The sequence below is a fragment of the Vibrio sp. 2433-A1 genome (genome assembly GCF_056726085.1).
Genome location: NZ_JBRESC010000007.1, coordinates 58,257 through 82,099, shown reverse-complemented (window position 1 = coordinate 82,099; position 23,843 = coordinate 58,257). Strand labels below are relative to the sequence as shown.

Here is a 23,843-nt window from a genome sequence, read left to right as displayed (position 1 = left end):
AACGTTTGCTTTTTTCCTTGAAGCATTAAGAAGAGGCGAGTACACTCGCCTCCGTTTTAATCACTTAGCTTATAAGACTGCTCAAAATGACTAAAAATATTCATGACCAACGTATTCTGATCTTGGACTTCGGTTCTCAGTACACTCAACTAGTAGCTCGCCGCGTACGTGAAATCGGCGTTTACTGTGAACTTTGGAGCTGGGATGTTGAAGAAGCGGATATTCGTGAATTCAATCCAGACGGTATCATCCTATCTGGTGGCCCAGAAAGCGTAACGGAAGAAAACTCTCCACGTGCGCCTCAATATGTATTTGACTCAGGTGTTCCTGTACTTGGTGTATGTTACGGCATGCAAACTATGGCAGAGCAGCTAGGTGGTAAAGTAGCAGGTTCTACTGAACGTGAATTTGGCTACGCACAAGTAAAAGTTTCTGGTGAATCTGCACTGTTTAAAGATCTTGAAGCAACTCAAGACGTATGGATGAGCCACGGTGACAAAGTTGTAGAAATTCCAGCAGACTTCGTGAAAGTTGGCGAGACAGACACATGTCCTTACGCTGCGATGGCGAACGAAGAGAAGAAATACTACGGCGTTCAGTTCCACCCAGAAGTAACACACACTAAAGGTGGCCTACAAATGCTAGAGAACTTTGTTCTTGGCGTATGTGGTTGTGAACGTCTTTGGACTTCAGAGTCAATCATCGAAGATGCTGTTGCTCGTATTAAAGAGCAAGTAGGTGACGACGAAGTTATCCTAGGTCTATCTGGTGGTGTTGATTCATCGGTTGTTGCTATGCTGGTTCACCGCGCAATCGGCGACAAGCTAACATGTGTATTCGTTGATAACGGTCTGCTTCGTCTTAACGAAGGTCAGCAAGTAATGGATATGTTTGGCGACAAGTTCGGCCTAAACATCATTAAAGTTGATGCTGAAGATCGCTTCCTAAAAGCACTTGAAGGCAAATCTGATCCAGAAGAGAAGCGTAAGACTATCGGTCACGTATTCGTAGACGTATTTGATGAAGAGTCGAAGAAGCTGAAAAATGCGAAATGGCTAGCTCAAGGTACTATCTACCCAGACGTTATCGAATCAGCGGCATCTAAGACAGGCAAAGCACACGTAATCAAATCTCACCATAACGTTGGCGGTCTGCCAGACGATATGGAGATGGGTCTTGTTGAGCCACTACGTGAGCTGTTTAAAGATGAAGTACGTAAGATTGGTCTAGAGCTAGGTCTACCTTACAACATGCTTTACCGCCACCCATTCCCAGGTCCTGGTCTAGGTGTTCGTGTTCTTGGCGAAATCAAGAAAGAGTACTGTGACTTGCTACGCCGTGCTGACGCTATCTTCATTGAAGAGCTACACGCTGCGGATCTTTACAACAAAGTATCGCAAGCGTTCACGGTATTCCTACCAGTACGCTCTGTAGGTGTTATGGGCGATGGCCGTAAGTACGACTGGGTTGTTTCTCTACGTGCTGTAGAAACTATCGATTTCATGACTGCGCATTGGGCGCACCTACCGTACGACTTCCTAGGTAAGGTATCTAACCGCATTATCAACGAAGTTGACGGTATTTCACGAGTTGTTTACGACATCTCTGGTAAGCCACCAGCAACTATCGAGTGGGAATAATCTTCGCGATTAATCACTAATAGTAGAACCAGCCTTCGGGCTGGTTTTTTTTGCCTGAAACTTTGGAGTGAGATTACAGATTCTCAATCTCTGTTTGTTCCCCCTTCTGTTGTAAGCTTAAATTGCGTCGCATCTTGACGTAACTTTAAGTTATTCATCGTGCTTATTTTTTCGCTATTTCCTAACCTTTTGTCAGTTGAAAACACAAGGAAATGCACCATGAAAAAGGTAAGCTTCTTAACCGCTGCACTTTCGTTAGCGGCCACGTCGTCGAGTTGGGCGGCGATGAACATTCAACCCGATCCGCAAAACCCGACAGGGTACGTGATTGCTCGGTCTGATGTTCAGGCGGTAGAAAGTCAGAAAACGGCTGACCCTATGTATGAAATCTGGTCCCAAGCACTGCGCACTGCCCCAAACAGCGTTGTTGAGGCGATCGATTCTGGTCTTGCAACAAACCCTGAAAACGTGCAGCGAGCAGAGCGAGTATTTCCTCGTTCAGAGTGGGACTTTCTAACTGGTATGGCGGCGCCAGAGTACACCTACACACGTTTCTTAAGAGCGATTGGTAAATTCCCAGCGTTCTGTGCTGAATATTCCGATGGCCGTGATTCTGATGCGATCTGTAAACGATCTATTGTCACGGCGTTTGCGCACTTTGCTCAAGAGACTGGTGGTCATATTGCGCTAGACAATACCTCTGACAATCCTCTTGGACTGGAAGAGTGGCAACAAGCGTTAGTCCACGTGCGTGAAATGGGTTGGTCAGAAGGGCAAGAAGGTTACACCACAGGTTGTGGCCAGAATGATTGGCAGAATAAGAAGTGGCCATGTGCGGCAGGACAAGGCTACTTTGGCCGTGGTGCAAAACAGCTTTCTTATCATTTTAACTACGGTGCTTTCTCTGAAGTCATGTTCGATGGCGACGCATCAGTCCTGCTCAATAATCCAGGTTTAGTTGCGGACTCATGGTTAAACCTTGCGTCAGCTATCTGGTTCTTCTTAACGCCACAAGCGCCTAAACCAGCCATGCTGCATGTTATCGACAAAACATGGTCACCTTCACAGCGTGAAATTGATGCTGGCATTGGTTACGGCTTTGGTACCACAATCAATATTATCAACGGTGGTATCGAGTGTGGTGAGCAAAACAAAGATAAGGGTCAGCCAGTTAACCGTATTCGTTACTGGGAAGGGCTATCTTCCCACTATCAAATCCCACTTGATGCGGACGAGAAGAATACTTGTTGGCAGCAAACACCTTACGGTAGTTTAAACCTAAATGGCGCAACAGATGTGCTTTACACCAACTGGGATGGTAACTGGAAGTACTATGCTGACCGTCCGGGTGGTTATTCATTTGAGTGTGAGCTGGTGGGCTTCCAAACAGCTTATTCCGCTTTGGTTCCGGGTGATTACGAGAAGTGTGTGACCAACTTCTACGGTTCTCACTCAAGCTGGCCTGAAGTGCGTATAGTCGATAAGCTTGATCCAGTTGACCCAGGCACTGGCCCGGGAACAGGTACCGATTGGGACGTGAACAAAGTGTACAATGCTGGTGAACAAGTCACTTACCAAGGTGCGACTTATCAAGCGAAGTGGTGGACTCAAGGTGATGCCCCTGCTCTTGGTGGGCCGTGGGAATTAGTATCAGGTATGCCGACTGAACCAGCGCCTGAGCCTACTCCAGATCCAACGCCAGATCCAACTCCGGATCCTGAGCCAACACCAGACCCAACTCCAGTTCCAGATACCTTTATTCAGTGGGAGCCAGGGGTAACTCAGGTGGCTGACGGTGACAAAGTGACTTATAACGGTAAGTGCTTTATTGCTAAAAATGGCCCAGGAGTGTGGGAGTCACCTGTTCAGTCTAACTGGTTCTGGGACGAAATCTCTTGTCAGTAAATTACAGCAGCTAAGTCTGATTTAATATCGGTGTAGCCTTGCAATAACTCATTAGTCGCTTAAGACATTCATCGTTCTTAAGCGGCTTTTTAGTTTCAGCAGTATGGTTTTTGTGCCGAGATAGCGAGGGGAAAATGGTTGGTATGTTCAGAAATTGAATGATAAATAACTCTTTATAGTTAACTGTGCTATTTGTGAAATCTTAGATTGCAAATCCCTGATCTATCTTTTTTTATCCACATGAATAAAATCTGCGCGTAAATTTTATTAACTTTTTTTAAAGGTGTGCAAAATGTCAACAAAACTGGCAAACCCGGCTCCACTGGGCCTAATGGGTTTCGGTATGACGACCATCCTGCTAAACATCCACAACGCAGGTTTTTTCCCAATGGATTCTATGATCCTAGCAATGGGTATCTTTTATGGTGGTCTTAGCCAAGTACTTGTTGGCATGATGTGTTTCAAACGTGGTGATACGTTTGGTACAACAGCATTCACTTCATACGGTCTATTTTGGCTAACATTGGTTGGTTTAATCGTAATGCCTTACATGGGGTTACCTGCTAGCCCAGCAAGTTTCATGGGGTGGTACTTGCTTCTATGGGGCGTGTTCACCGGCTTTATGTTTATTGGTTCACTGTGCTATCCAGTAGCAAAACAAGTGGTATTTGGTTCACTAACGATCCTATTCTTCCTACTTGCAGCACATGACTTCACTGGTAGCCATCTGATTGGCACAATCGCTGGTCTAGAAGGAATCTTCTGTGGCGCAAGTGCAATCTACTTTGCTATGGCTCAAGTTCTTAACAACGAATATGGCCGTACAATCCTGCCAATCGGTGAGAAGAAATCAGCTCAAGTTGAACTAGAGCAAGTTGCCGCTTAACCAAATTTAAAATTTAGTTGTCGAATTGCCTGAAGTACGACAGCTGATATTGGGAACCTAAATACGAAAGGGGTTAGCATTTGCTAACCCCTTTTTCTTACCACTGCTTTTTATTTATAGCTTGCCGCTATTAGGTTGAAGGTTGTTCAACCGGTTTAGAATCTAGTTCGGATTCTGGCTCTTTACCTGTCTTACGACGGTACTTCTCTTCCCAATAGTCCGCGCCTTTGATACCAAGTTTCACTGGGTTAAATGTGTACTCAGTGACACCTTGTCTTTGTTGCTCTTCGTAATCATGCAGTGCTTTTAGTGCTGGCTTAGACATGAAGAAGATAATCAAGATGCCGACGATGTTTAACCACGCCATTAGGCCTACACCCACGTCACCCATTGCCCAAGCAAGGTTTGCGGTCTTAACTGTACCGTAGAACACAACTGCGATTAATGCGACTTTTAGTAGGAACATTAAGCCATTAACTTTGAAGGTACGACGGATATACGCGATGTTTGTCTCTGCGATGTAGTAGTACGCAAGAATGGTAGTGAAGGCGAAGAAGAACAGCGCAATTGCGATGAACGGCTTACCAATACCCGGTAGCGCACTTTCGATTGCCATCTGAGTAAACACAGGACCATTCGCTGCGATGTCTGCAGCTACGTTTTGCACTAGGAAACCTTCAGCGCCATGAACGTTGTACGCACCAGTGATGATGATCATAAATGCAGTTGCTGAACATACTAGTAGCGTGTCAATGTAAATAGAGAATGACTGTACCAGACCTTGCTGCGCTGGGTGATCAACACTTGCTGCTGCCGCTGCGTGAGGACCTGTACCTTGACCCGCTTCGTTAGAGTAAACACCACGTTTAACACCCCAACCAATTGCAGCACCAATACCCGCCATCGGAGTGAACGCGTCACCAACGATCATTGCGAACACACGTGGCACTTCACCGATGTTTAATAGAATGATGATGAACGCTGTTACGATGTAAGCAAGCGCCATGAAAGGAACAACAATCTGGGTGAAGTTTGCGATACGCTTAACGCCACCAAAGATGATGAACGCAAGAATCACAGCAATGATTGTACCTGTTAGGATCTTAGCGAAGCTGAATGTACCGATTGCCGTCTCAATCATTGCGCCAGAACCGAATGCTGCTTCTACTGCGTTACCGATACTGTTTGATTGAACACCCGGTAGTAAGAAACCACAAGCAAAGATAGTCGCGATAGCAAAGATCCACGCGTACCATTTTTGACCCATTGCTTTTTCAATGTAGTAAGCAGGGCCGCCACGGAACTCGCCGTTATCTTCTTCTTTGTAAATTTGTGCCAGTGTTGATTCTGCGTATGCCGTTGCAGCACCGAAGAAGGCTACCACCCACATCCAGAATACTGCACCTGGGCCACCGAAACCGATCGCCGCCGCAACACCTGCGATGTTACCTGTACCTACACGACCAGATAACGATACCGCTAATGCCTGGAACGATGAAATACCCTTTGATGAGCTTTTACCTGATAGAAGTAAACGCCACATTTCAGTGAAGTGACGGATTTGAACAAATCGTGTCATGACTGAGTAGAACAGACCTGCGCCCAAGCAAAGGTAGATCAATACCGGGCTCCAGATGATTCCATTCAAAAAATCAACAATTGACTGCATAAGAAGTTTCCCTGTTTGTTTTGTAATGGTTGTTTTCTGAGCAGGATATTAACCTGCCTGTATTTTAATTGTTAATTTATTTGTCTATTGATGTTAATGGGCGTGATCTGAAACACAAAGTGCTAAAATATTGTTAAAAAACTAGAGTAAGAGTTCTTGAAGGCGAGAGTTGGCTGAGTATCTGATGAATTGAGCGTCATTTGTGGTGTTTTATATTCATAAAAAACACAAATGACGTATTTGTATATGTTTTGCTTATGAGGGTTATGTGAGTGGATTGTATTGTGGTTGGTTACTGATAACGCTCGACACTCAGTTCTGAAAATTGCTTTTGACCTTGAGTAGCAAGGATCTCGGTCAGGATGTTGGCCGAGCCACAGGCCATGGTCCAACCTAGCGTGCCGTGGCCAGTATTGGTATACAGGTTAGAAAATGAGGTTTTGCCAATGATTGGTGTTCCATCTGGCGTCATTGGACGAAATCCACTCCAATAGTCAGCTTGGCTGAAATCGACACCCTTAGGAAAGAGTTGGCGAACAACGTGATTGAGTGTTGCCAACCTTCTATCTGGCAAACTCGGATCAAACCCAGCAAGTTCGGCGGTACCTGCGACCCGAATACGTTGATCAAATCGAGTCACTGCGACCTTATGCGTTTCGTCCATAATAGTGGAGTGAGGGGCGTTGGCCTCGTCAATAACTGGCAGGGTTAACGAGTAGCCTTTAACCGGATAAACGGGAATATCGATACCAAGAGGCTGAAGAAGGTGCTTAGAGTAACTACCCAGCGCCATGACATAGCTATCGGCTTCAACGATGCCTTGTGATGTTTTAACGCCACAAACACGCTTATTGTCGGTGAATAACTGCTTAATCTCGGTATTAAACATAAATTGCACACCCGCTTGTTCAGCCATACTTTGCAGTTGTTGGCAAAATAGATAGCAATCCCCTGTTTCGTCATCGGGCAAATAGAGTCCGCCGACAAGATTACCTTCCATGTTTGATAACCCAGGCTCTTGAGTTAAACACTCTTCAGGCGACATTAATTGGTAGCGGATATCGCTTTCTTCTAGCAGGGCGATATCTTTTTTGATCGCGGTAAGCTGAGACTGTTTGCGAAATATTTGTAGCGTCCCTTCGGTCTTACCTTGGTAGTTCAATTGATGTTTGTGATTTAACTCTGCTAAACACTCTCGACTGCGATTCGCTATGGTCAGCATTCTTGCCTTATTGATTCTGTATTTATCAAGTTGGCAATTAGCAAGCATTTTGGTTGCCCAACCGACTAACTCTGGGCTTAGGTTCGGCTTAATTTTTAGCGGAGCATGCTGCTCAAAGAGCCACTTTATTGCTTTGGTCGGAATACCCGGCGCTGCCCATGGGGACGAGTAACCATAGGAGATTTGACCAGCATTGGCAAAGCTTGTCTCTTCAGCGGATCTGGCTTGTCTGTCGATAACGGTGACTTCAAACCCCGCTTGAGATAAATACCATGCGCTGGTTAGCCCTACGACACCACTTCCTAAAACAACGACTTTCACGTTTGATTCTCACACAATTAAATTTTGCATAGCATCGGCAATTTACATTCGTTTAACAATCGATAAGAATTGATGTTAGGTTTTAGTTTTTTTAAAGGCTCGCTATGAAATCAGCCATTCTGCAAGGGGTGAATTTAGTCTGTATGGTTGCTCGTCACCAAAGTTTGACCAGTGCGGCGAAAGAACTGAGTTTAACCGTTGGCGCGGTGAGCCAGCAGCTGCAACAGATAGAAGATAAGCTTGGATTTACGGTGTTTGAGCGTCATGCTCGCGGCATACGATTGACCGAACAGGGCAGTAAGCTAGTTGAATCGACCTGTCATCACCTAGCGGCAATTGAAGAAAATGTGTTCCAGCTTACCCATGTATCTGAGCGTAAGCAGATACGATTAAAGTTGACGCCATCTTTTGCTTTTAAATGGCTTGTTCCTCGCTTAGATAAGTTCCATAAACTCTATCCTGATGTGCAAATACATACCTTTGCTGAAGGGGCGCTGGTTGATAGTGATAACCGCAACTTTGATATCGCTATTGATTATGGACCGATACCTTATAAGCACCAAAGCGCAGAACTGCTTATGGAAGAGTCCTTAATACCTGTGATGAGTCCTAGCTACCAACAATATCATCCGGTGCAGTTAGATAATGACAGCTGGAATGGAGTTGTGCTGCTGCATGACTTAATGCCATGGGCAAGCGCGGCGAAAGATCATGAATGGCACTATTGGGCTGAACAGCAACAGCTGAATTTTGAGACAAACCAAGGCCACTTCTTTAATCGCACCGATATGGCGATGTCAGCGGCAGAGGCTGGGGTAGGGATTGCACTCGCACGATCAGCGCTGCTGAGTAATGAACTAACAGAAGGGCGATTGGTGGCTCCTTTTGCCGCTATTTCTGCCCATGCGGGTTACTTTGTTTTAACCCACACCGATAACCCCTATACGCGCTTATTTAAAAATTGGCTGAAAGAACAAGTTTTTATTGATTAATTTGTAAATATCAATGGCACCCCGATATGCACCCACTACACTTAGTAATGAGCTTGATTCTGCCTTAATTAAATCAAGCGAATGTAGGGGCAGCGCATTATGGAATCTCATCAAGGCCGATGCAGCTATCAAAACCCTGATGGCTGGTGCTGCGATCAACCGAGTGGTGAGTCAGGACTCTGTTACTGGCATGATCCAAAAGTCGATAAAAGCAATGATGATGTAAAAGACAAGGTTGAACAATGGGCCGCAGCAGGTAAACCTTTAGACGGATTTCAGTTGGCAAGAACGAATTTAGAAGATCTCAATTTAGTTAACCGCGGCAGTAAAGAAGGTTATCTATGTCGAGATGTCGACTTCTACCGAGCAGATTTAACCGATGCTCACTTTTTTGGCTTAGATTTACGTGGCTCATCTTTAATGAAAGCCAAGTTAATTGGTGCGAATTTACATTGCGCCAAGTTGGATAATTGCAATTTGCTTGGCGCTTCGCTCTCTCGTGCTAAGTTGGAAAATATAGAGTGGGGAGGCGATCTAAAGCAAGAAAGGGCAGCGAGACGTGCGATTCGAGGCCATAAACGAAAAGAAGCGGTGATGTATTGCCAAGAAGCGGAAGAGGTGTGTCGAAACATCCGCAAACAATGTGAGAAACAAGGTTTGTTTGAAATGGCTGGCGATTTCTTTAAACGAGAAATGCGTTTCCGCCGTTATCAAATGCCGCTGTTTAGTGTTAAACGCGGGATTTCTAAGCTGGTGGATGTATTTTGTGGCTATGGCGAAGATCCGATTCGTGTGGTTGGCTTCTCCATTTTCCTAATTTTGCTCTGCGCGCTGGCTTACTTCTTTTTAGATACTACGGGCGCACACCCCGTTTATGAGGGAATCAGTGGTTGGAAGTTTTACGCATTGGAGTTTCTTAACTCGCTCTATTTTAGCGTCGTAACCTTTACCACCTTGGGATACGGAGATATATCCCCCGTAGGGTTAGCGAGGTTTATCGCTGCCTGTGAAGCCTTCTTAGGCAGCTTTACCATGGCGCTGTTTGTGGTGGTCTTTGTAAAGAAGATGACCCGTTGAGTGAAGATAGGGGGGTTATTTAAAGCCACTGGCTAACCAATCAGACAGAATGATCTGATCGTCTTTGTATTGATTAGAAAAGTGCTCAATCAGCGCGGCAAGGTTGTGGCCATTATCACACATGGTTTGTGCCACTAAATCTTCAGAAACAACAATCGTGCCGCCTTGCGGGGTGGCGTGAGTTTCAATACTGACTGGAATAATAAACTTGCTCTCACTGGCTATGTGATGTTGTTTTAACTCGTTCGCCTGCTGGTGTAGCGCAGCTAAGACCTTAGGCTGATAGTCACTCGCTTCGAAACCAACTGCGACAACAAATACTAACCCTCGATACAAAATAATCACCGAGCTGATCGATGTGGTGGCTTGATTAGTAAACTCAAGAATAACGTCACCGGCTAAGTGAGGCAGTTGCGCAAATTGCTGTTTTAATAACTCAATTGTTGCTGACCATTGGCTGTTTTGCTCTGATGGGAATGGCATCAATATGGATGAAGTGTCGGTTTGGGTGAACTGCAAAATAGGTGCAGCGTAGAGAGTGCTCGCGGTCATGATATTTTATTGGAAGGTGGAGATATCACAGAGGCTAACGGAGAGGAGGCGATGGAGCTAGAAGTTACGCTAAATAGTTTGAACCAGTTGGCGCAGTATCAAGGTTTAGATAAGAAAAAGGTTACCAAATCATCGACCTGGTAACCTAAATTTGATTATGCTGCAGTAGCAAATTCCGCTAAGAAAGCATCTTTACGAGCATTGAAACGCTCTACTAGATCATCAACAGCTGCTTGGTCGTAAGGTTTTAGACCGCTTGCTACCATGCGCTTTAAGCCCTTACCGACGATCTCACCATTCTCTTTGAAGTCGAAGTTTAGCGTTACCAGACCACGTTTACCTTCAACGTCGAATGTTGCACCAGCAAAGACGACTTCAGGATGAGTTAAGTCTAAACGAGAGAACTCCACTTCCATGCTTTCGTAGATGACTAATGGACGTTGGCAGTTGATCATCATCTGCTGCTTTTCCATTAGCGGAACCATGATGTGTGGGAAGTTCATACCAGAGAACTGAACGTAGCTTGTTACTACGTGCTCAATGAACTCTGGATTTGTGATGACTTCGCCTTCACGTGACATGTGTAAGTACTCTTTTGCATTAGTATCAACTAACGCACTTTCTTTAGCACACTTATTTTCAATTGATAGAGATACGCTATCGCTCACCATACCCGAGAATTCAAAACGCATTTTTTGGCTGATGCCTTCTTTGCTTAGTAGAACAGCAAAAAGTAGATCACCTGGCACACAGAAGCGTTTGCTGTCTTCATCATGGATAGGGTTAAAGTCTCCCGCAACCTTTTTAGCAAAGTGACTTGCTTGTTGGCGAGTGAACTGGAACTGATTGTTATCTTGTGAAAAATAAGGTGTAAGAAACATACTTTTATTCATGTGGCTATAACTGCCGCGCAGTATACATGAAGCTATGCTATTAAATGGTCTATCCAGATGAATCACTAAAGAATTGACGAAACTTTAACCTGCAAAATTCGGCTCGACGTTACCGCCAGTACTTCAAACTGCCACTCATCGCAGACAATCACTTCGCCACACTGGGGCACTTTGCCCGCTTTCCAAGTGATGTAACCATTTAGAGTTTGAAAGCCTTCACTCTCTTCACCTTCGATTGAAATAATATCTAGGCGGCGTTTAAGCTCATTCAGAGGGATCAACGCATCCATCCACCAACTGCCATCTTGGTGCTGTCTTGCCCACACATGTTGCGGTGCTAAGCCTAGTTCACCTGCGACCGATTCCAAAATATCGTAGTGAGTAACAATACCTTGAATATCGCCATACTCATCGACAATAAATGCCATCTCACAATTGTTTCTTTGCATCTGATTTAACAGCGGTAAGCCTTTCATCGACTCTGGGAAATAGCGTGGTTTTCTGACCAGTTTGACTATTTTAGTGGTCGACAACTGTTCATATTGGTCGAGCAATACTTTCGATGAGATCGTGCCGATGATCTTATCTAAACCGCCATGGCAGACAGGCCAAACCGAGTGCTGAGTCTGACGAATACGTTTGAGGATTTGCTCAATCGGCTGCTCTACATCCAGAAAGTCCATATCGCAACGAGGCGTCATCAGTGACGTTACCAAGCGGTCGTTAAGATAGAGAATGTTTTGGATCATCTGTTGTTCTTGCGGTTCTATCGCACCGGACTCAGAGCCCTCGGTCATGACCGCAAAGATATCTTCTTCAGTGACCTGATCGTTATCATCACCATGCTGACGAAACAGCTTCAGCAGCGCATCAGTTGAGGCGCTCAGTAGCACCACAAACGGAGTGGTTAGGATCGCCAGCCAATGGATTGGATAGGCAACAATCACAGCAATACGTTCGGCGTTGCGTTGGGCAAAGCGCTTGGGTACTAGCTCACCGACCACAATTGCAAAGTAAGTGATGATCACCACCACACTTGCTGTCGCGACAATAGAGGCGAGATCAGCTTCGAAACCTTGTTGGATTAGCCATTGTGCCAATGGGCCAGATAATGTCGCTTCACCGAAAATACCACTAAGGATACCAATCGCGGTGATGCCTATTTGGATAGTAGATAAAAAGCGTGTTGGGTTGTTTTTTAGCTCAAGAGCAAGCCTTGCGGAAGATTGGGTTTCTGCGAGCTTTTTAAGACGGCTCGATTTTGCAGCGACAAGCGCAAGTTCTGACATGGCAAAAATGCCGTTTAGGGTGATAAGCCCCACCAGTATGAAAATGTCCATTAATTGGTCCAGTTATAAACACCTTGAAAGCATAGCTATAGCTCTGGGGAAAAGATATCGATTATTTAACCCCTACGCTCAATTATTTTTAAGGTGGCGATTAGCAATTGTTATCCAATCAACAGCGCCGATATTGATCTGTTCGTTAGCGGTGTGAGCGAAATAATCCAACAAGAAATCAAGGCTCGAACAGGTATAGAGAGATGCTCGCGATTAAGCCGAAATTGGGTGCCGATTTTAGTTTAGAGCTTGGCGCGCAAGTACATAAAAAAGAGACGACTTGGTAAGTGAAACTAAGTTGAAGAGTGAGCTTGATTAATCTGCCAAGCTCACTCGTAAGCAGATTAGCCTAACTAAACGACATGATAACCGAGCTGTTTCAGCGTGTTGGCGAAGGTGTCCTGAGTATTTGGTTCACCATGAATCAAATGCACCGCTTTGGGCTTAGATTCAATACCCTGAACAAAGCGAAGTAAATCGTCTTTGTCTGCATGGGCAGAGTAGCCAGACATGGTATGAATCTGCGCATTTACTTCGACTTCTTGTTGATCAATCTCTACCGCCATTGCGCCAGACTGAATTGCTCTTCCAAGCGTTCCTTCCGCTTGATATCCCGCAAGCAAGACATCAGTGCGTTCATCAGGTAACAGCGCTTTAAGATAGTCCATGATTCGGCCACCTTGGCACATACCAGATGCGGCAACCACGATCGCTGCTTCTCTTGTGGATTGCAGTCGATTAACCAGCCTTTGGTGTGTGCGGTAATCTTCTACTGTAATGCATTGCTCAAAGGCTAGCGGGTGGCGGTGCATTTTAAGGCGCTGTTTGGCTTCTTGTCCCCAAAGCTGTTTGAAGCGCCGATAAGAACGGGTCACACGCTGTGCCATCGGCGAGTCCAAAATGATCGGAATCGAAATATCGATTTGGTGCTCATGAATCAGCTGTTCAATGTCAAATAGTAGCTCTTGAGTTCGTCCGACGCTAAAGGCGGGAATTAATATTGTGCCGCCATCTTCAAGTGAGCGATCAATGATTGCCTTAAGTCGCTCAGAGCGAGTCGCAATATCATCATGTGGTTTGTCACCATAGGTGGTTTCAATCAGCAGGTAATCCGCTCGCTCAGGCGGTAATGGATCAGGTAATAGAGGCGTGTTACTCGGACCTAAATCGCCAGAAAAAAACACCACCTCTTGATTGGCTAATCGCACTTCAATATAGGCAGAACCGAGTATGTGCCCAGCAGGCTGGAAACGGATCGCCATTGAATCTGGTAATACGGGCTCTAGCTCAATCCACTGATTATATGGCTGCGGCTTAAGCAACTTACGGAGCCTATTGAGTACCCGTTGAGCTTGCTTTGGCTTTAACCCGAGTTGAAGCTTCAAGCTGTCTTCGAGCATTAACGGAATTAGCTCAGCAGTGGCTTCACTGCAATAGATAGGCTGATTAAATCCGGTTGCGAGTAACCAAGGCAAACGCCCGATATGGTCAATATGCGCGTGGGTAATGATTAAGGCGTTGAGGTGTGAGGTAGTAAATTCAACCTCAAGTGGGCGAGCATCGGCACCTTGAAACAATCCGCAGTCGATAAGAATCGCTTGCTGTTCATCTCTTAACTCATGGCAAGAGCCGGTGATGGTGTGCTTACCACCATGATGAATGATTTCCATGTAACCCCCTCGCAAAACTTCGCTACGACAGTGCCGACAAAGCTATTTTACGACAAGTTGCTGAACGAGAAATGCGAGGGCTTAGCAGTTTTCAAAGTAATTTATCGACTTCTCAGTAGGTTATCTGCGAGTGATTCGCTATTGCTTTCCTACTGAGGCGCTTGTGTTGGCTGCTTTTGCGCTTCAAGTTGTGCGACTTCTGCATCAAGCTCAGCAATCTTTTGTGCCATTAATTGATGACAATGATTGGCCAAGGCGCGCGCATCATTGATGGTATAGCCCGTGACATCAATTGGCTCAAGCATTTCAGTAATCACCACGCCATTGTTACGGCGATTTAAGTTGATCTTATTGTGGGTGGTACTGACCACCATTGGCGTAATTGGCACGCCCGCTTCAATCGCCATACGAAAAGCGCCCGTCTTAAATGGCAATAGCCCACGCCCTTTACTGCGCGTTCCTTCAGGATAAGCCCAAACTGATAGATCTCGCTGGTGGATTGCTTCGGCGACTTGTTTAATCGTATCGCGCGCTTTGGACTTATCTTGGCGATCAATCAAGATGTTGCCGGTAATCCAATACAGTTGGCCGAAAAACGGTACCCAAATCAGCTCTTTTTTACCCAATGAAACCGTGCGCGGTCGTAACATTCCCGGTGAGGTGACAAAGTCATAGACGCTCTGATGGTTAGAGATATACACGCTATTGTTTGGCGTCGGCGCATGCTCCAATCCACGCTGGATAAGTTCAATACCGACCAGTTTATGCAGTTGATTAAACCAGCGACAAAAGAAGTAAACGTGCTTTGGATTTCTTGGGCTAAACAGGCAGTACAGCAAAGCAAATAGGGTGGTAAACACCACAAAGATCCCAGCCAAGATAAGACGAATAATAGTCAGCACAACACACTCCTCGATTAAACCTATCGGTGAATTTAGAGTTTTAGGTCTAGTTAACTAAATTGCAACATTTTTGGCGGGAGGTTTAGTTAGACGATGAAAAGGTGTGAAGTGGGATCGAAAAATATCCAGATACTGTATTTAACTTATTATTTTAAAAAGAAAAAAAGTGAACACTTGTTCGCTGAGTCGAAGCTGAGGGGGGAGTTTGCTAGTGATTAAAAAGCAAAAAGCCCAGCGTGAACTGGGCTTAGAATGATTACAGCTTAGATTGAGCTCGATTCAATCGGTCATGGACCGCAAACCACTCTTCGCTCACTGGTGGGCGTTCGACCCATATCTCATCACAGCCCCATTTATCGGCTTCATCAAGCGCGCGGTAAAGGTCATGTGAGTACTGCGCGACATCTTGTGGCATTAGCTTAGATTTAAAGCCTAGTGATGCTTCAATTGCTGAATAGTGTAGACAAGCGATGTTGTTGCCGTTTGCTGACTTAATATCGCTCAGATCAACCAAGCGCACTTTAGTGTTCGGTTGATAGTGGCTCGTGACATTGCCCGGTACTGCAACCGCGTGAGCTTTAGGTGCAAGAACTTCTTCAGCTAAGGTTTCTGATAGTTGTGTCGCCGTCACTGGGCCTGTGCGAAGAACTCGAAATGGCTTTTGAGTCAGGTCGATAATGGTCGACTCTAGGCCGTGAACGCAATCGCCGCCATCAAGTACCGCAGCAATCTTGCCACCTAGCGAGTTCATCACATGCTCGGCGGACGTTGGGCTCAGCTTCTTGTATGGGTTCGCCGATGGAGCTGCTACCGCCATACCTGAAGATAGTAGTGATGCAAACACATCGTGCGCTGGCATGCGAATACCAATCGTCTCTAAACCACCGGTTACCACTGGCGTTGCTTGCTCTGCTTTGTTGAGTAGTAACGTAACAGGGCCCGGCCAGTAAGCATTAGCGATAGTATAAGCTTCTTGAGGAATATCCGTTGCCCAGTCAGTTAATTGCTCCACACTGCCGATGTGAACGATAAGCGGGTGGTTTGCTGGGCGGCCTTTGGCTGCGAAGATCTTTTTCACTGCTTCAGGGTTTGAAGCATCGGCAGCAAGGCCATAAACGGTCTCGGTCGGAATCGCAACAAGTTCGCCAGAAGCGAGAATCTTTTTGGCTTGTTCAATATCTTTACTATTGCTTGTTGCAAGGTGTTGCGTCTTCAATGTCTTTTCCTCAAAGAACCGATGGATAAAAATCTGAGCCGGCTATTTTAACCATGTTTCACAAAGTTTCGATGTTTAATTGAACATGAATTGTATCGATTGATAATATTTCGCTATATAACGACTACTTTCAACTGTTTAGCGGCTAAGAAAGTTTCTCTACGTGTGAAAGCTTGCTAACCGATACGCTGAACCGAGCCAAAAGGGACAAGAGATTGAAGCAGACTTACGATTATATTGTTGTTGGCGGCGGGATTGTTGGCGTGTCGACGGCTTGGCAGTTACAGCAACGTCATCCACATAGCTCTATTTTGCTGCTTGAGAAAGAGCAGCACTTGTCGTCTCATCAAACAGGGCATAACAGTGGCGTGATTCACGCTGGGGTGTATTACGCCCCCGGCAGTTTAAAAGCTGAGTTTTGTAAAGCGGGCGTCGCGGCGACCACCGAGTTTTGCCGCAAGCATTCTATTGCGGTTGAGAATTGCGGTAAGCTATTAGTTGCAACCACATCCCAAGAAGTCGAGCGTATGAATGCACTATTCAAACGTTGCCAAGACAACCAAATCGACGTTGAACTAATTGATCAGCAAGAGCTAAAGCGCAGAGAACCGAACATCACCGGACTCGGCGCGATTGCGGTCTCTGCAACCAGTATTGTCGACTATCGTAAAGTAACTCAAGCCATGGCGCAGGAGTTCCAACAAGCGGGTGGCGAGATACAGCTAAGTAGCGAAGTGATTGGTATTGATGAACATGCAGACCGCGTCGAGGTTAAGGTTCAAAGCCAATCGCAATCCACCATTTTAAGCGGGCGTTTCTTAGTGTCATGTTCTGGGTTAATGGCTGACCGAATCACTAAAATGATGGGGCTTGAGACTGATTTTCAAATCATTCCTTATCGCGGTGAATACTTCCAACTGCCAGCAAAGCATAACCAAGTGGTGAAACACCTTATCTACCCAATTCCTGATCCAGACTTGCCGTTCTTAGGTGTCCATTTAACTCGTATGATTGATGGTAGCGTCACCGTTGGGCCGAACGCAATACAAGGTTTCAAGCGAGAAGGGTATGGGCGATTTAACTTTGATATCAAAGATACTCTAGAGATGCTGAGCTTTACCGGCTTTTGGAAGGTGACCGCCAAGCATTTTAAAACCGGGCTGGTGGAGTTTAAAAACTCGTGGTCGAAAGCGGGCTATCTAAAGTTGGTTAACAAATATTGCCCACAGATAGAGGTTGAAGATTTGCAGCCATATCCCGCAGGTATAAGGGCGCAAGCCGTGCTTAAAGATGGCAGTTTAGTGCATGACTTTTTGTTTGCTGAAAGCCCGCGCTCTTTGCATGTCTGTAATGCACCCTCGCCAGCGGCAACTTCTGCTATCCCGATCGGTGGTTATATTTGCGATAAGATTGCAGACAAGCAAAATCTATAGCTGAGGTTTTAGCTCAACCACATTCCCTTCAGGGTCTTCAATATAGATAGAGCGGCCAAAGCCTTGCGCGCCGTATCGCTCGACAAAGTCATTGGTAGTAATACGGTGTGACTCAAGGTAGTTACGTAGCTGTTGCTCATCAAACTCGCTTGTTTGCAGGCAGAAATGATCAATGTTGCGCCCGTTTTGTGTGGGCGCTTTCCCTCCCAGCTGTCCTAATTCGCTATCAACCGTCACAATATCGATCAATGCATTACCTGCTCTTAGTTGAGTTAGGCCAAGTTCGGGTAGCTCTCTTTCTATTGGGCAAGCAAGAATGTCTTGATAAAAGGCGAGCATTTTCTTTAAGTTAGAGGTTCTAAGTACAATATGGTCAATCGCAAGTATGCGAATGGGATTTGATGCAGTCATAACTAGCCTTAGTCGTTTGGTTGTTTTAACTATACGAAAAAATGGCTCGGCTCGATTGGCTATCTGAATAAACGATGGAGACAAGATGCGATATCTTGGGATTGATGGTTGCAAAGCAGGGTGGGTTGTTTGGCTGCTCAACGGTGGTTCGCCATCTTTTCAAATAGTGACTTCCTTAAGTGACATAGCGGATGTACTTACCCAGAGCAGAGCCTTGATCGACATTCCGATTGGCTTTAGTGATAGTGCGCAGCCAGATAGGTTATGCGATAAAGCCGCAAGAAAGTTCTTAGCGCCTAAGCGAGGTTCTTCGGTATTTCCTGTTCCTTGCCAAGAGGCCGCCTATGCGGAGACTTATCAGCAAGCATGCCAAATCAATATGGAACAATTGGGTAAAAAGCTTTCTAAACAAACCTGGTATATCTTGCCGAAAGTACGCGAAGTCGACGCGCTATTAAGGCAATACCCTAAAGTTATGCTTCGAGAATCTCACCCTGAAGTCGTCTTCAAAGCTCTCAATAAACAGCCGCTATCTCACAGCAAAAAGACGATTGAGGGTAGGGAAGAGCGCCTTGCTATTTTGAGTCACTATTGCCCAGAGTGGGTTTCGGTACTGACTGCCTCTATAGTGCAAACCAAACGTAGTATGGCTCAACCCGATGATATGATTGATGCCTTTGCATTGATGCTTATTGCTTCAAAGTGGCCGCAATTGTCGACGCTGCCTGAAACAGAAGAGTCGTTGGATAATGAAATTGTGTATTGGCAAGCGAATTAAATGAAACAGAGAATAATGACGATAAAAACAGTGGTTACAGCTTTACTGCTACTATTCAGCGCAGCAGCGAGCGCAAACGTTGCACCTATTTCAGAGTGGCAATGCGGTATGATGAAAAAGACCGGAGTTTTGCCAAGCAGCGCACCGATTGGGTGCGAACGGTTAAACAAAGTCGATTTTGAGTTTGTGAATTTTGCCGGTGAAACCAAGTCAGGAAGTGTGATTGTCTTGGATATCGTGGCACCTTCTGTCGAGCAAGTCTTTAAGGCATTGAAGCAGCGTAAATTTCCGCTCCACTCTGCGCGATTAATGCGTGAGTTTAAAGGCGATGATAATGCCTCGATGGACGCCAACAACAGCAGCGCTTTTAATGCTCGGGCGATAACAGGCGGTAGTAGTTGGTCTAAGCATGCTTACGGTGTCGCGATTGATATTAACCCAGTGCAAAACCCATTTTTAGAGTTTGGTGATAACGGCACTATCAAAGTGAAGCCGACTCAATCTGCGACCAAGTACATCAACCGAACTCAGTTTCGTGCTCGCTCTGAGCTAAGCCGAACAGGTATGGCGGAAGAGGTAGTCGATCTATTTGCCCATCACGGCTTTCTGATTTGGGGCGGGGATTGGAACACACCTATCGATACTCAGCACTTTGAAGTTGGCTCAAGGAAGTTCGTTAATCAATTAGTCTCCAAACCTAAGCCAGAAGCGACACAACTGTTTAACCGTTACATCAGTTCCTACCGAACGTGCTATCAGCAAAACAAAGCGCTAGGTGCTGAGAAAGCTAGGGCTATGTGTGCTTATAAGATGGTGAGGGCGTTTTAGGTTAGTACCAATATTTAGTACAACGGATGGATTTCATTGGTGATAGCGGTAGATCAGAAAACAATACATTCTGTGTATACACTTTCCCCTAAGATGGGCTTCGGAACTCAGCCATAAAAAAAGCACCACTACTGAGCAATACAAAAAGATTAGGCTTCATATAACTAAATTTTGTTAATGATTTTTTGAGTATTCTCAAAAATAGAGTCTGCGATATGCGTAGGAAAGTCTTCAGGCAGTGCAGCACTTACTTGTAGCATAGCCTTGGGTAAGGCATCTTTCATATCATCAATTATCTCTTGCATCGTGTCTTGACTAAAGTTTACCGCTTTAGCTGTATCCAAAAAGTGACGAGGCAGGATTTTACTGATTTCATACTTCTTGCCCTTGGTTGCTTTTAACCCCATCGCCAGCTTTAACTTTCTGATATTGAGCCCTTTTCCTCCCAGTAGTGGGTAGGCTGACAAAATATCGTAGAATGGAGTGAGTCTGTAGCTTCCGCCTTTATCAATATAGATAGAGAAGTTCTTAGCGTGTCCATCCGTCGCTCCAATGAGCCATTGAAATACTTGGAACCTCATGAAGTTATATCGATCTTCTAGAGCATTACTTGAACCCATTAACAACTCCATGATCTGAACTATGTCAGGGCCACCTTGAGATTCGTATTTAATGGATGATGGCATACCAAATACCTGACAAAAATCTTCTTGTGGCAAGCGTAGCAGGCCTACTTTGCCTTTTGTCGAGCGTCTATCAAAGCGTTCTACTGCTAAAGCTTTAATACTGTCTGTTTTGATTATATTGACGTTGGGAACGGCCAATCCCAGTGCTCTAGCTAGCTCAATACAAAGGTACTCGTTTTCTACGCTATCTTTGAGATCTAGGGTCGCGTTAGCTTGTTGTATTTTGCCTATTGGCAGTTTGATGATGTGAGTGGTGGGTGTGTTTCCTTTCGGTATACACCATTGCTCATCTAGGAATAGGAGAGCCGTTTTCTCTTGAGCACCTGCAACGGAGATTCTAAAGTCTTCTTCTTCTTCGAGCATCCCGAGCGGAATATTAGATTTGTATGCAGAAAGAACCGTTTCTAGTTTTTTGTCATCTAGGACTTCGTAGTTAAGTGGTTCTTTTTTATAAGGGAGTTCAGGAGGAAGTAAAGTAATCGCGCCAACACTGTCTTTTCCAATTTCTTTCAGGAGATCAAATGGTTGTTTGGATGACGCCTTGTACCTTGCAACGATTCTATCTCTGACTTGAGGGTTGTCTGGCAAGAGATTGTCAAAATAGTTTATAACCGCATCGGAAGTGATAGTTGGTAACTGAAGTTTCAAAGACAGTGATAATGGTCGAGTCACCGCATTGGTTATCCAGTATTTATCATATTGAAAAGTGTGAGCACCATTTTTATGTTTCTCTAAAGTGCCAACAAGTTCACCATTCATGTATGCGATTAATTTCTGCATTACCAACTCTCATCATCATTTTCATTTAACGAAGTTGCCTGTGCTTTTTCTTGGATATACATTGTTAGATTCATTGCTTGGGCAAGCTTAAAGAAGGTAGAAAGCGTTGTTTTGTTTGGGTTGTTCTCGAAGTTCGAGATCGTCGCTTGCTTTATACCGACTTTCTTTGCTAGTTCTGATTGTGTCCATCCATTCTTTTGACGTATTAGTAGCATCATGTCTGCTAATTGTTTTGGACTATATATCATCTGTTCTAGCTCTCTGTAGAGTTGAGGTACACCTTCAATATGTTTAATTATCCCTCAGTAAGGATAAATTAAAGTATATCCCCACAAGAGGATAAAGTCTATTTTATCCTCTTGTTGGGGTAAGGGATGCCTTATCCCTTGGTGGGGATACAAAGGAAGCGATAGGGCTTGTCTTTTGCTCAACAGCTTTAGTGTTTCAGAGTCGCGAAAAGCTTGGCGTGACAAATACAAAAAGGGCCAACTCTTTCAAGTTGGCCCTTTCCAAACGTTTGGTGGGCTGGCGGGAGTTGAATGGTTGTCTCATTTGTATAGGATTCAATGATTTAAAACAGTTGTTTGAATTTAGTGTTACATTGAATGTTACATGAAAATCCTACTTCAAAAGGAACTGAACCCCCGTCCGCTTATATAAATAACCGTTAAGATCCTGGTTTTCATATAGCTAAATCTTCTTAATTATTTTTTGACTATTCTCAAAAATAGAGTCTGCGATATGCTTAGGAAAGTCCTCAGGCAGTGTTTCACTTACTTGTAACATTGCCTTAGGTAAGGCATCTTTCATTTCATCGATTATCTCTTGCATCGTGTCTTGACTAAAGTTTACAGCTTTAGCAGTATCCAAAAAGTGACGAGGCAGGATTTTACTGATTTCATACTTTTTGCCCTTTGTTGCTTTCAACCCCATCGCCAGTTTTAGCTTTCTGATATTGAGCCCTTTTCCTCCCAGTAATGGGTAGGCTGACAAAATATCGTAGAATGGAGTGAGTCTGTAGCTTCCTCCTTTATCAATATAGATAGAAAAGTTTTTAGCATGTCCATCTGTAGCGCCAATGAGCCATTGAAATACTTGGAACCTCATGAAGTTATATCGATCTTCTAGAGCCTTACTTGAACCCATTAACAACTCCATGATCTGAGCTATATCAGGGCCTCCTTGAGATTCGTATTTAATGGATGATGGCATACCAAATACTTGGCAGATATCTTCCTGAGGTAAGCGTAGCAAGCCTGCTCTGTCTTTTGTCCAGCGTCTATCAAAGCGTTCTACAGCTAAAGCTTTAATGTTGTCTGTTTTGATTATATTGACATTGGGAACTGCGAATCCCATAGCTCTAGCTAGCTCGATACAAAAGTACTCGTTTTCTACGCTATCTTTGAGATCTAGTGTTGCGTTAGCTTGTTGTATTTCGCCTATTGGCAGTTTGATGATGTGAGTGGTGGGTGTGTTTCCTTTAGGTATACACCATTGCCTATCAACGAATAGGAGAGCCGTTTTCTCTTGGGCACCTGCTACTGATATTCTAAAGTCTTCTTCTTCTTCGAGCATCCCGAGCGGAATATCAGACTTGTATGCAGAAAGAACAGTTTCTAGTTTTTTGTCATCTAGGGCTTCGTAGCTAAGTGGTTCTTTTTTATAAGGGAGTTCTGGAGGAAGTAAAGCAATCGCTCCAACACTGTCCTTTCCTATTTCTTTTAAGAGATCAAATGGTTGCTTGGATGAGGCTTTGTATCTTGAAACGATCCTATCTCTGACTTGAGGGCTGTCTGGTAATAAATTGTCAAAATAGTTTATTACGGCATCGGAAGTGATAGTTGGTAACTGAAGTTTCAAAGACAACGATAGTGGTCGAGTCACCGTATTAGTTACCCAGTTCTCATCGTATTGGAAAGTGTGAGCACCATTCTTATGCTTCTCTAAAGTGCCAACAAGTTCACCATTCATGTATGCGATTAGCTTCTGCATTACCAACTCTCATCATCATTTTCATCTAACGAAGTTACCTGTGCTTTTTCTTGGATACTCAATGTTAGATCCATTGCCTGAAGAAGCTTAAAGAAGGTAGAAAGCGTTGTTTTGTTTGGGTTGTTCTCGAAATTCGAGATCGTCGCTTGCTTTATGCCGACTTTCTTTGCTAGTTCTGATTGTGTCCAACCATTCTTTTGGCGTATCAGTAGCATCATGTCTGCTAATTGTTTTGGACTATATATCATTTGTTCTTGTCTTCAATAGGTTAAGGATGCATTTCGAAGATATCTCATTATACCCATTAAAGGATAACTGTATAGCTATCCGTTAGTGGGTATAAATTGTAGCGTATCCTTACAAGAGGATAAAGCACTCTGCATCCCCACTGGGGGATATTTTGTAGCTTATCCCTTAGTGGGGTTAAGGTGCTCTAGCTTTACAAAGAATTAATCTCACTAGCATACAAATGGCTATGGCATTTAGGGCAGATTGGTTGCCCAGGAAATGTGCCTTGTCACTGACACTTACACATGATGCATTCAAATGTTGCTATCTTTTTCGGCATTGGGCAGGAGGTATAGTCGATGTATTTCTTGGCGCAAGCCAAGGGGTATTGTGTTGATGGGAAATCTATTTCCATGTTTTGC

Annotated in this window: 21 protein-coding genes; 8 read left to right on the top strand and 13 right to left on the bottom strand. The window is 44.6% G+C overall.

The features are described 5' to 3' along the window. Positions 1-86 precede the first annotated feature (86 nt). The 3 genes from guaA (at position 87) to ACU01J_RS09120 (ending at position 4,431) form a co-directional block, all read left to right on the top strand. Positions 87-1,640 (top strand): glutamine-hydrolyzing GMP synthase, encoded by a 1,554-nt coding sequence (gene guaA, locus ACU01J_RS09130; RefSeq protein WP_134835710.1) that lies wholly within the window; start codon positions 87-89, stop codon positions 1,638-1,640. A gap of 219 nt (positions 1,641-1,859) precedes the next feature. After that, positions 1,860-3,545, top strand: coding sequence for a chitinase (locus tag ACU01J_RS09125; protein ID WP_481085412.1), 1,686 nt, complete (start codon positions 1,860-1,862; stop codon positions 3,543-3,545). A gap of 292 nt (positions 3,546-3,837) precedes the next feature. Beyond that, positions 3,838-4,431 (top strand): acetate uptake transporter, encoded by a 594-nt coding sequence (locus tag ACU01J_RS09120; RefSeq protein ID WP_481085411.1) that lies wholly within the window; start codon positions 3,838-3,840, stop codon positions 4,429-4,431. A gap of 130 nt (positions 4,432-4,561) precedes the next feature. Here ACU01J_RS09120 and ACU01J_RS09115 read toward each other — a convergent pair whose 3' ends face one another. Beyond that, positions 4,562-6,100, bottom strand: coding sequence for an alanine/glycine:cation symporter family protein (locus tag ACU01J_RS09115; protein WP_481085410.1), 1,539 nt, complete (start codon positions 6,098-6,100; stop codon positions 4,562-4,564). A gap of 292 nt (positions 6,101-6,392) precedes the next feature. Beyond that, on the bottom strand, positions 6,393-7,643 hold the full coding sequence (locus ACU01J_RS09110) for a D-amino acid dehydrogenase (protein WP_481085409.1): 1,251 nt from the start codon (positions 7,641-7,643) through the stop codon (positions 6,393-6,395). A gap of 104 nt (positions 7,644-7,747) precedes the next feature. On the opposite strand from ACU01J_RS09110, the gene ACU01J_RS09105 reads away from it, so the two are divergent. Both ACU01J_RS09105 and ACU01J_RS09100 read left to right on the top strand, forming a co-directional pair. Next, positions 7,748-8,635, top strand: coding sequence for a LysR substrate-binding domain-containing protein (locus ACU01J_RS09105; RefSeq protein ID WP_481085408.1), 888 nt, complete (start codon positions 7,748-7,750; stop codon positions 8,633-8,635). Positions 8,636-8,734: 99 nt separating this feature from the next. Beyond that, positions 8,735-9,712 (top strand): ion channel, encoded by a 978-nt coding sequence (locus tag ACU01J_RS09100; protein WP_481085407.1) that lies wholly within the window; start codon positions 8,735-8,737, stop codon positions 9,710-9,712. A gap of 15 nt (positions 9,713-9,727) precedes the next feature. Here the strand turns inward: ACU01J_RS09100 and ACU01J_RS09095 are convergent, their stop codons facing one another. From ACU01J_RS09095 to ACU01J_RS09070, 6 genes are all read right to left on the bottom strand, one after another. Continuing rightward, positions 9,728-10,264, bottom strand: coding sequence for a hypothetical protein (locus tag ACU01J_RS09095; RefSeq protein ID WP_481085406.1), 537 nt, complete (start codon positions 10,262-10,264; stop codon positions 9,728-9,730). A 155-nt stretch (positions 10,265-10,419) separates the two neighbouring features. Next, positions 10,420-11,145, bottom strand: a complete 726-nt coding sequence (locus ACU01J_RS09090; RefSeq protein ID WP_481085405.1) for a DUF3581 domain-containing protein — start codon at positions 11,143-11,145, stop codon at positions 10,420-10,422. A 77-nt stretch (positions 11,146-11,222) separates the two neighbouring features. Beyond that, a complete protein-coding gene (locus ACU01J_RS09085; RefSeq protein WP_481085404.1) occupies positions 11,223-12,497 on the bottom strand; it encodes a hemolysin family protein in 1,275 nt (424 codons plus the stop codon). A 353-nt stretch (positions 12,498-12,850) separates the two neighbouring features. Further along, positions 12,851-14,167, bottom strand: coding sequence for an MBL fold metallo-hydrolase RNA specificity domain-containing protein (locus tag ACU01J_RS09080; protein ID WP_481085403.1), 1,317 nt, complete (start codon positions 14,165-14,167; stop codon positions 12,851-12,853). Positions 14,168-14,316: 149 nt separating this feature from the next. Beyond that, positions 14,317-15,069, bottom strand: coding sequence for a 1-acylglycerol-3-phosphate O-acyltransferase (locus ACU01J_RS09075; protein WP_481085402.1), 753 nt, complete (start codon positions 15,067-15,069; stop codon positions 14,317-14,319). Positions 15,070-15,325: 256 nt separating this feature from the next. After that, a complete protein-coding gene (locus tag ACU01J_RS09070; RefSeq protein WP_481085401.1) occupies positions 15,326-16,285 on the bottom strand; it encodes an L-threonylcarbamoyladenylate synthase in 960 nt (319 codons plus the stop codon). Between the two features lie 215 nt (positions 16,286-16,500). Here ACU01J_RS09070 and lhgO point away from each other — a divergent pair, with 215 nt between their 5' ends. Then, positions 16,501-17,718, top strand: a complete 1,218-nt coding sequence (lhgO, locus tag ACU01J_RS09065) for an L-2-hydroxyglutarate oxidase (protein ID WP_481085400.1) — start codon at positions 16,501-16,503, stop codon at positions 17,716-17,718. On the opposite strand, the gene ACU01J_RS09060 is transcribed toward lhgO, so the two are convergent. Next, the gene (locus ACU01J_RS09060) at positions 17,713-18,129 is read right to left on the bottom strand and encodes a VOC family protein (protein ID WP_481085399.1); all 417 of its coding nucleotides are present in this window, start codon (positions 18,127-18,129) and stop codon (positions 17,713-17,715) included. The two genes, lhgO and ACU01J_RS09060, sit on opposite strands and share 6 nt — an antisense overlap. Positions 18,130-18,214: 85 nt before the next feature. Here ACU01J_RS09060 and ACU01J_RS09055 point away from each other — a divergent pair, with 85 nt between their 5' ends. Beyond that, entirely contained in the window at positions 18,215-18,907 is a 693-nt protein-coding gene (locus ACU01J_RS09055) for a DUF429 domain-containing protein (RefSeq protein ID WP_481085398.1), read from the top strand. 15 nt (positions 18,908-18,922) lie between these two features. Continuing rightward, the gene (locus ACU01J_RS09050) at positions 18,923-19,735 is read left to right on the top strand and encodes a M15 family metallopeptidase (RefSeq protein WP_481085397.1); all 813 of its coding nucleotides are present in this window, start codon (positions 18,923-18,925) and stop codon (positions 19,733-19,735) included. A 164-nt stretch (positions 19,736-19,899) separates the two neighbouring features. Here the strand turns inward: ACU01J_RS09050 and ACU01J_RS09045 are convergent, their stop codons facing one another. The 4 genes from ACU01J_RS09045 to hipB (ACU01J_RS09030) form a co-directional block, all read right to left on the bottom strand. Then, complete coding sequence (locus tag ACU01J_RS09045; RefSeq protein WP_481085396.1) at positions 19,900-21,201, bottom strand: type II toxin-antitoxin system HipA family toxin; 1,302 nt, start codon at positions 21,199-21,201, stop codon at positions 19,900-19,902. After that, a complete protein-coding gene (gene hipB, locus ACU01J_RS09040) occupies positions 21,201-21,449 on the bottom strand; it encodes a type II toxin-antitoxin system antitoxin HipB (RefSeq protein ID WP_481085395.1) in 249 nt (82 codons plus the stop codon). Before hipB (ACU01J_RS09040) ends, ACU01J_RS09045 begins: the two co-directional genes overlap by 1 nt. Before the next feature lie 442 nt (positions 21,450-21,891). Beyond that, positions 21,892-23,193, bottom strand: coding sequence for a type II toxin-antitoxin system HipA family toxin (locus ACU01J_RS09035; RefSeq protein WP_481085394.1), 1,302 nt, complete (start codon positions 23,191-23,193; stop codon positions 21,892-21,894). Further along, positions 23,193-23,441 (bottom strand): type II toxin-antitoxin system antitoxin HipB, encoded by a 249-nt coding sequence (hipB, locus tag ACU01J_RS09030; RefSeq protein WP_239842372.1) that lies wholly within the window; start codon positions 23,439-23,441, stop codon positions 23,193-23,195. The genes ACU01J_RS09035 and hipB (ACU01J_RS09030) overlap by 1 nt, the downstream gene beginning before the upstream one ends. Positions 23,442-23,843 lie beyond the last annotated feature (402 nt).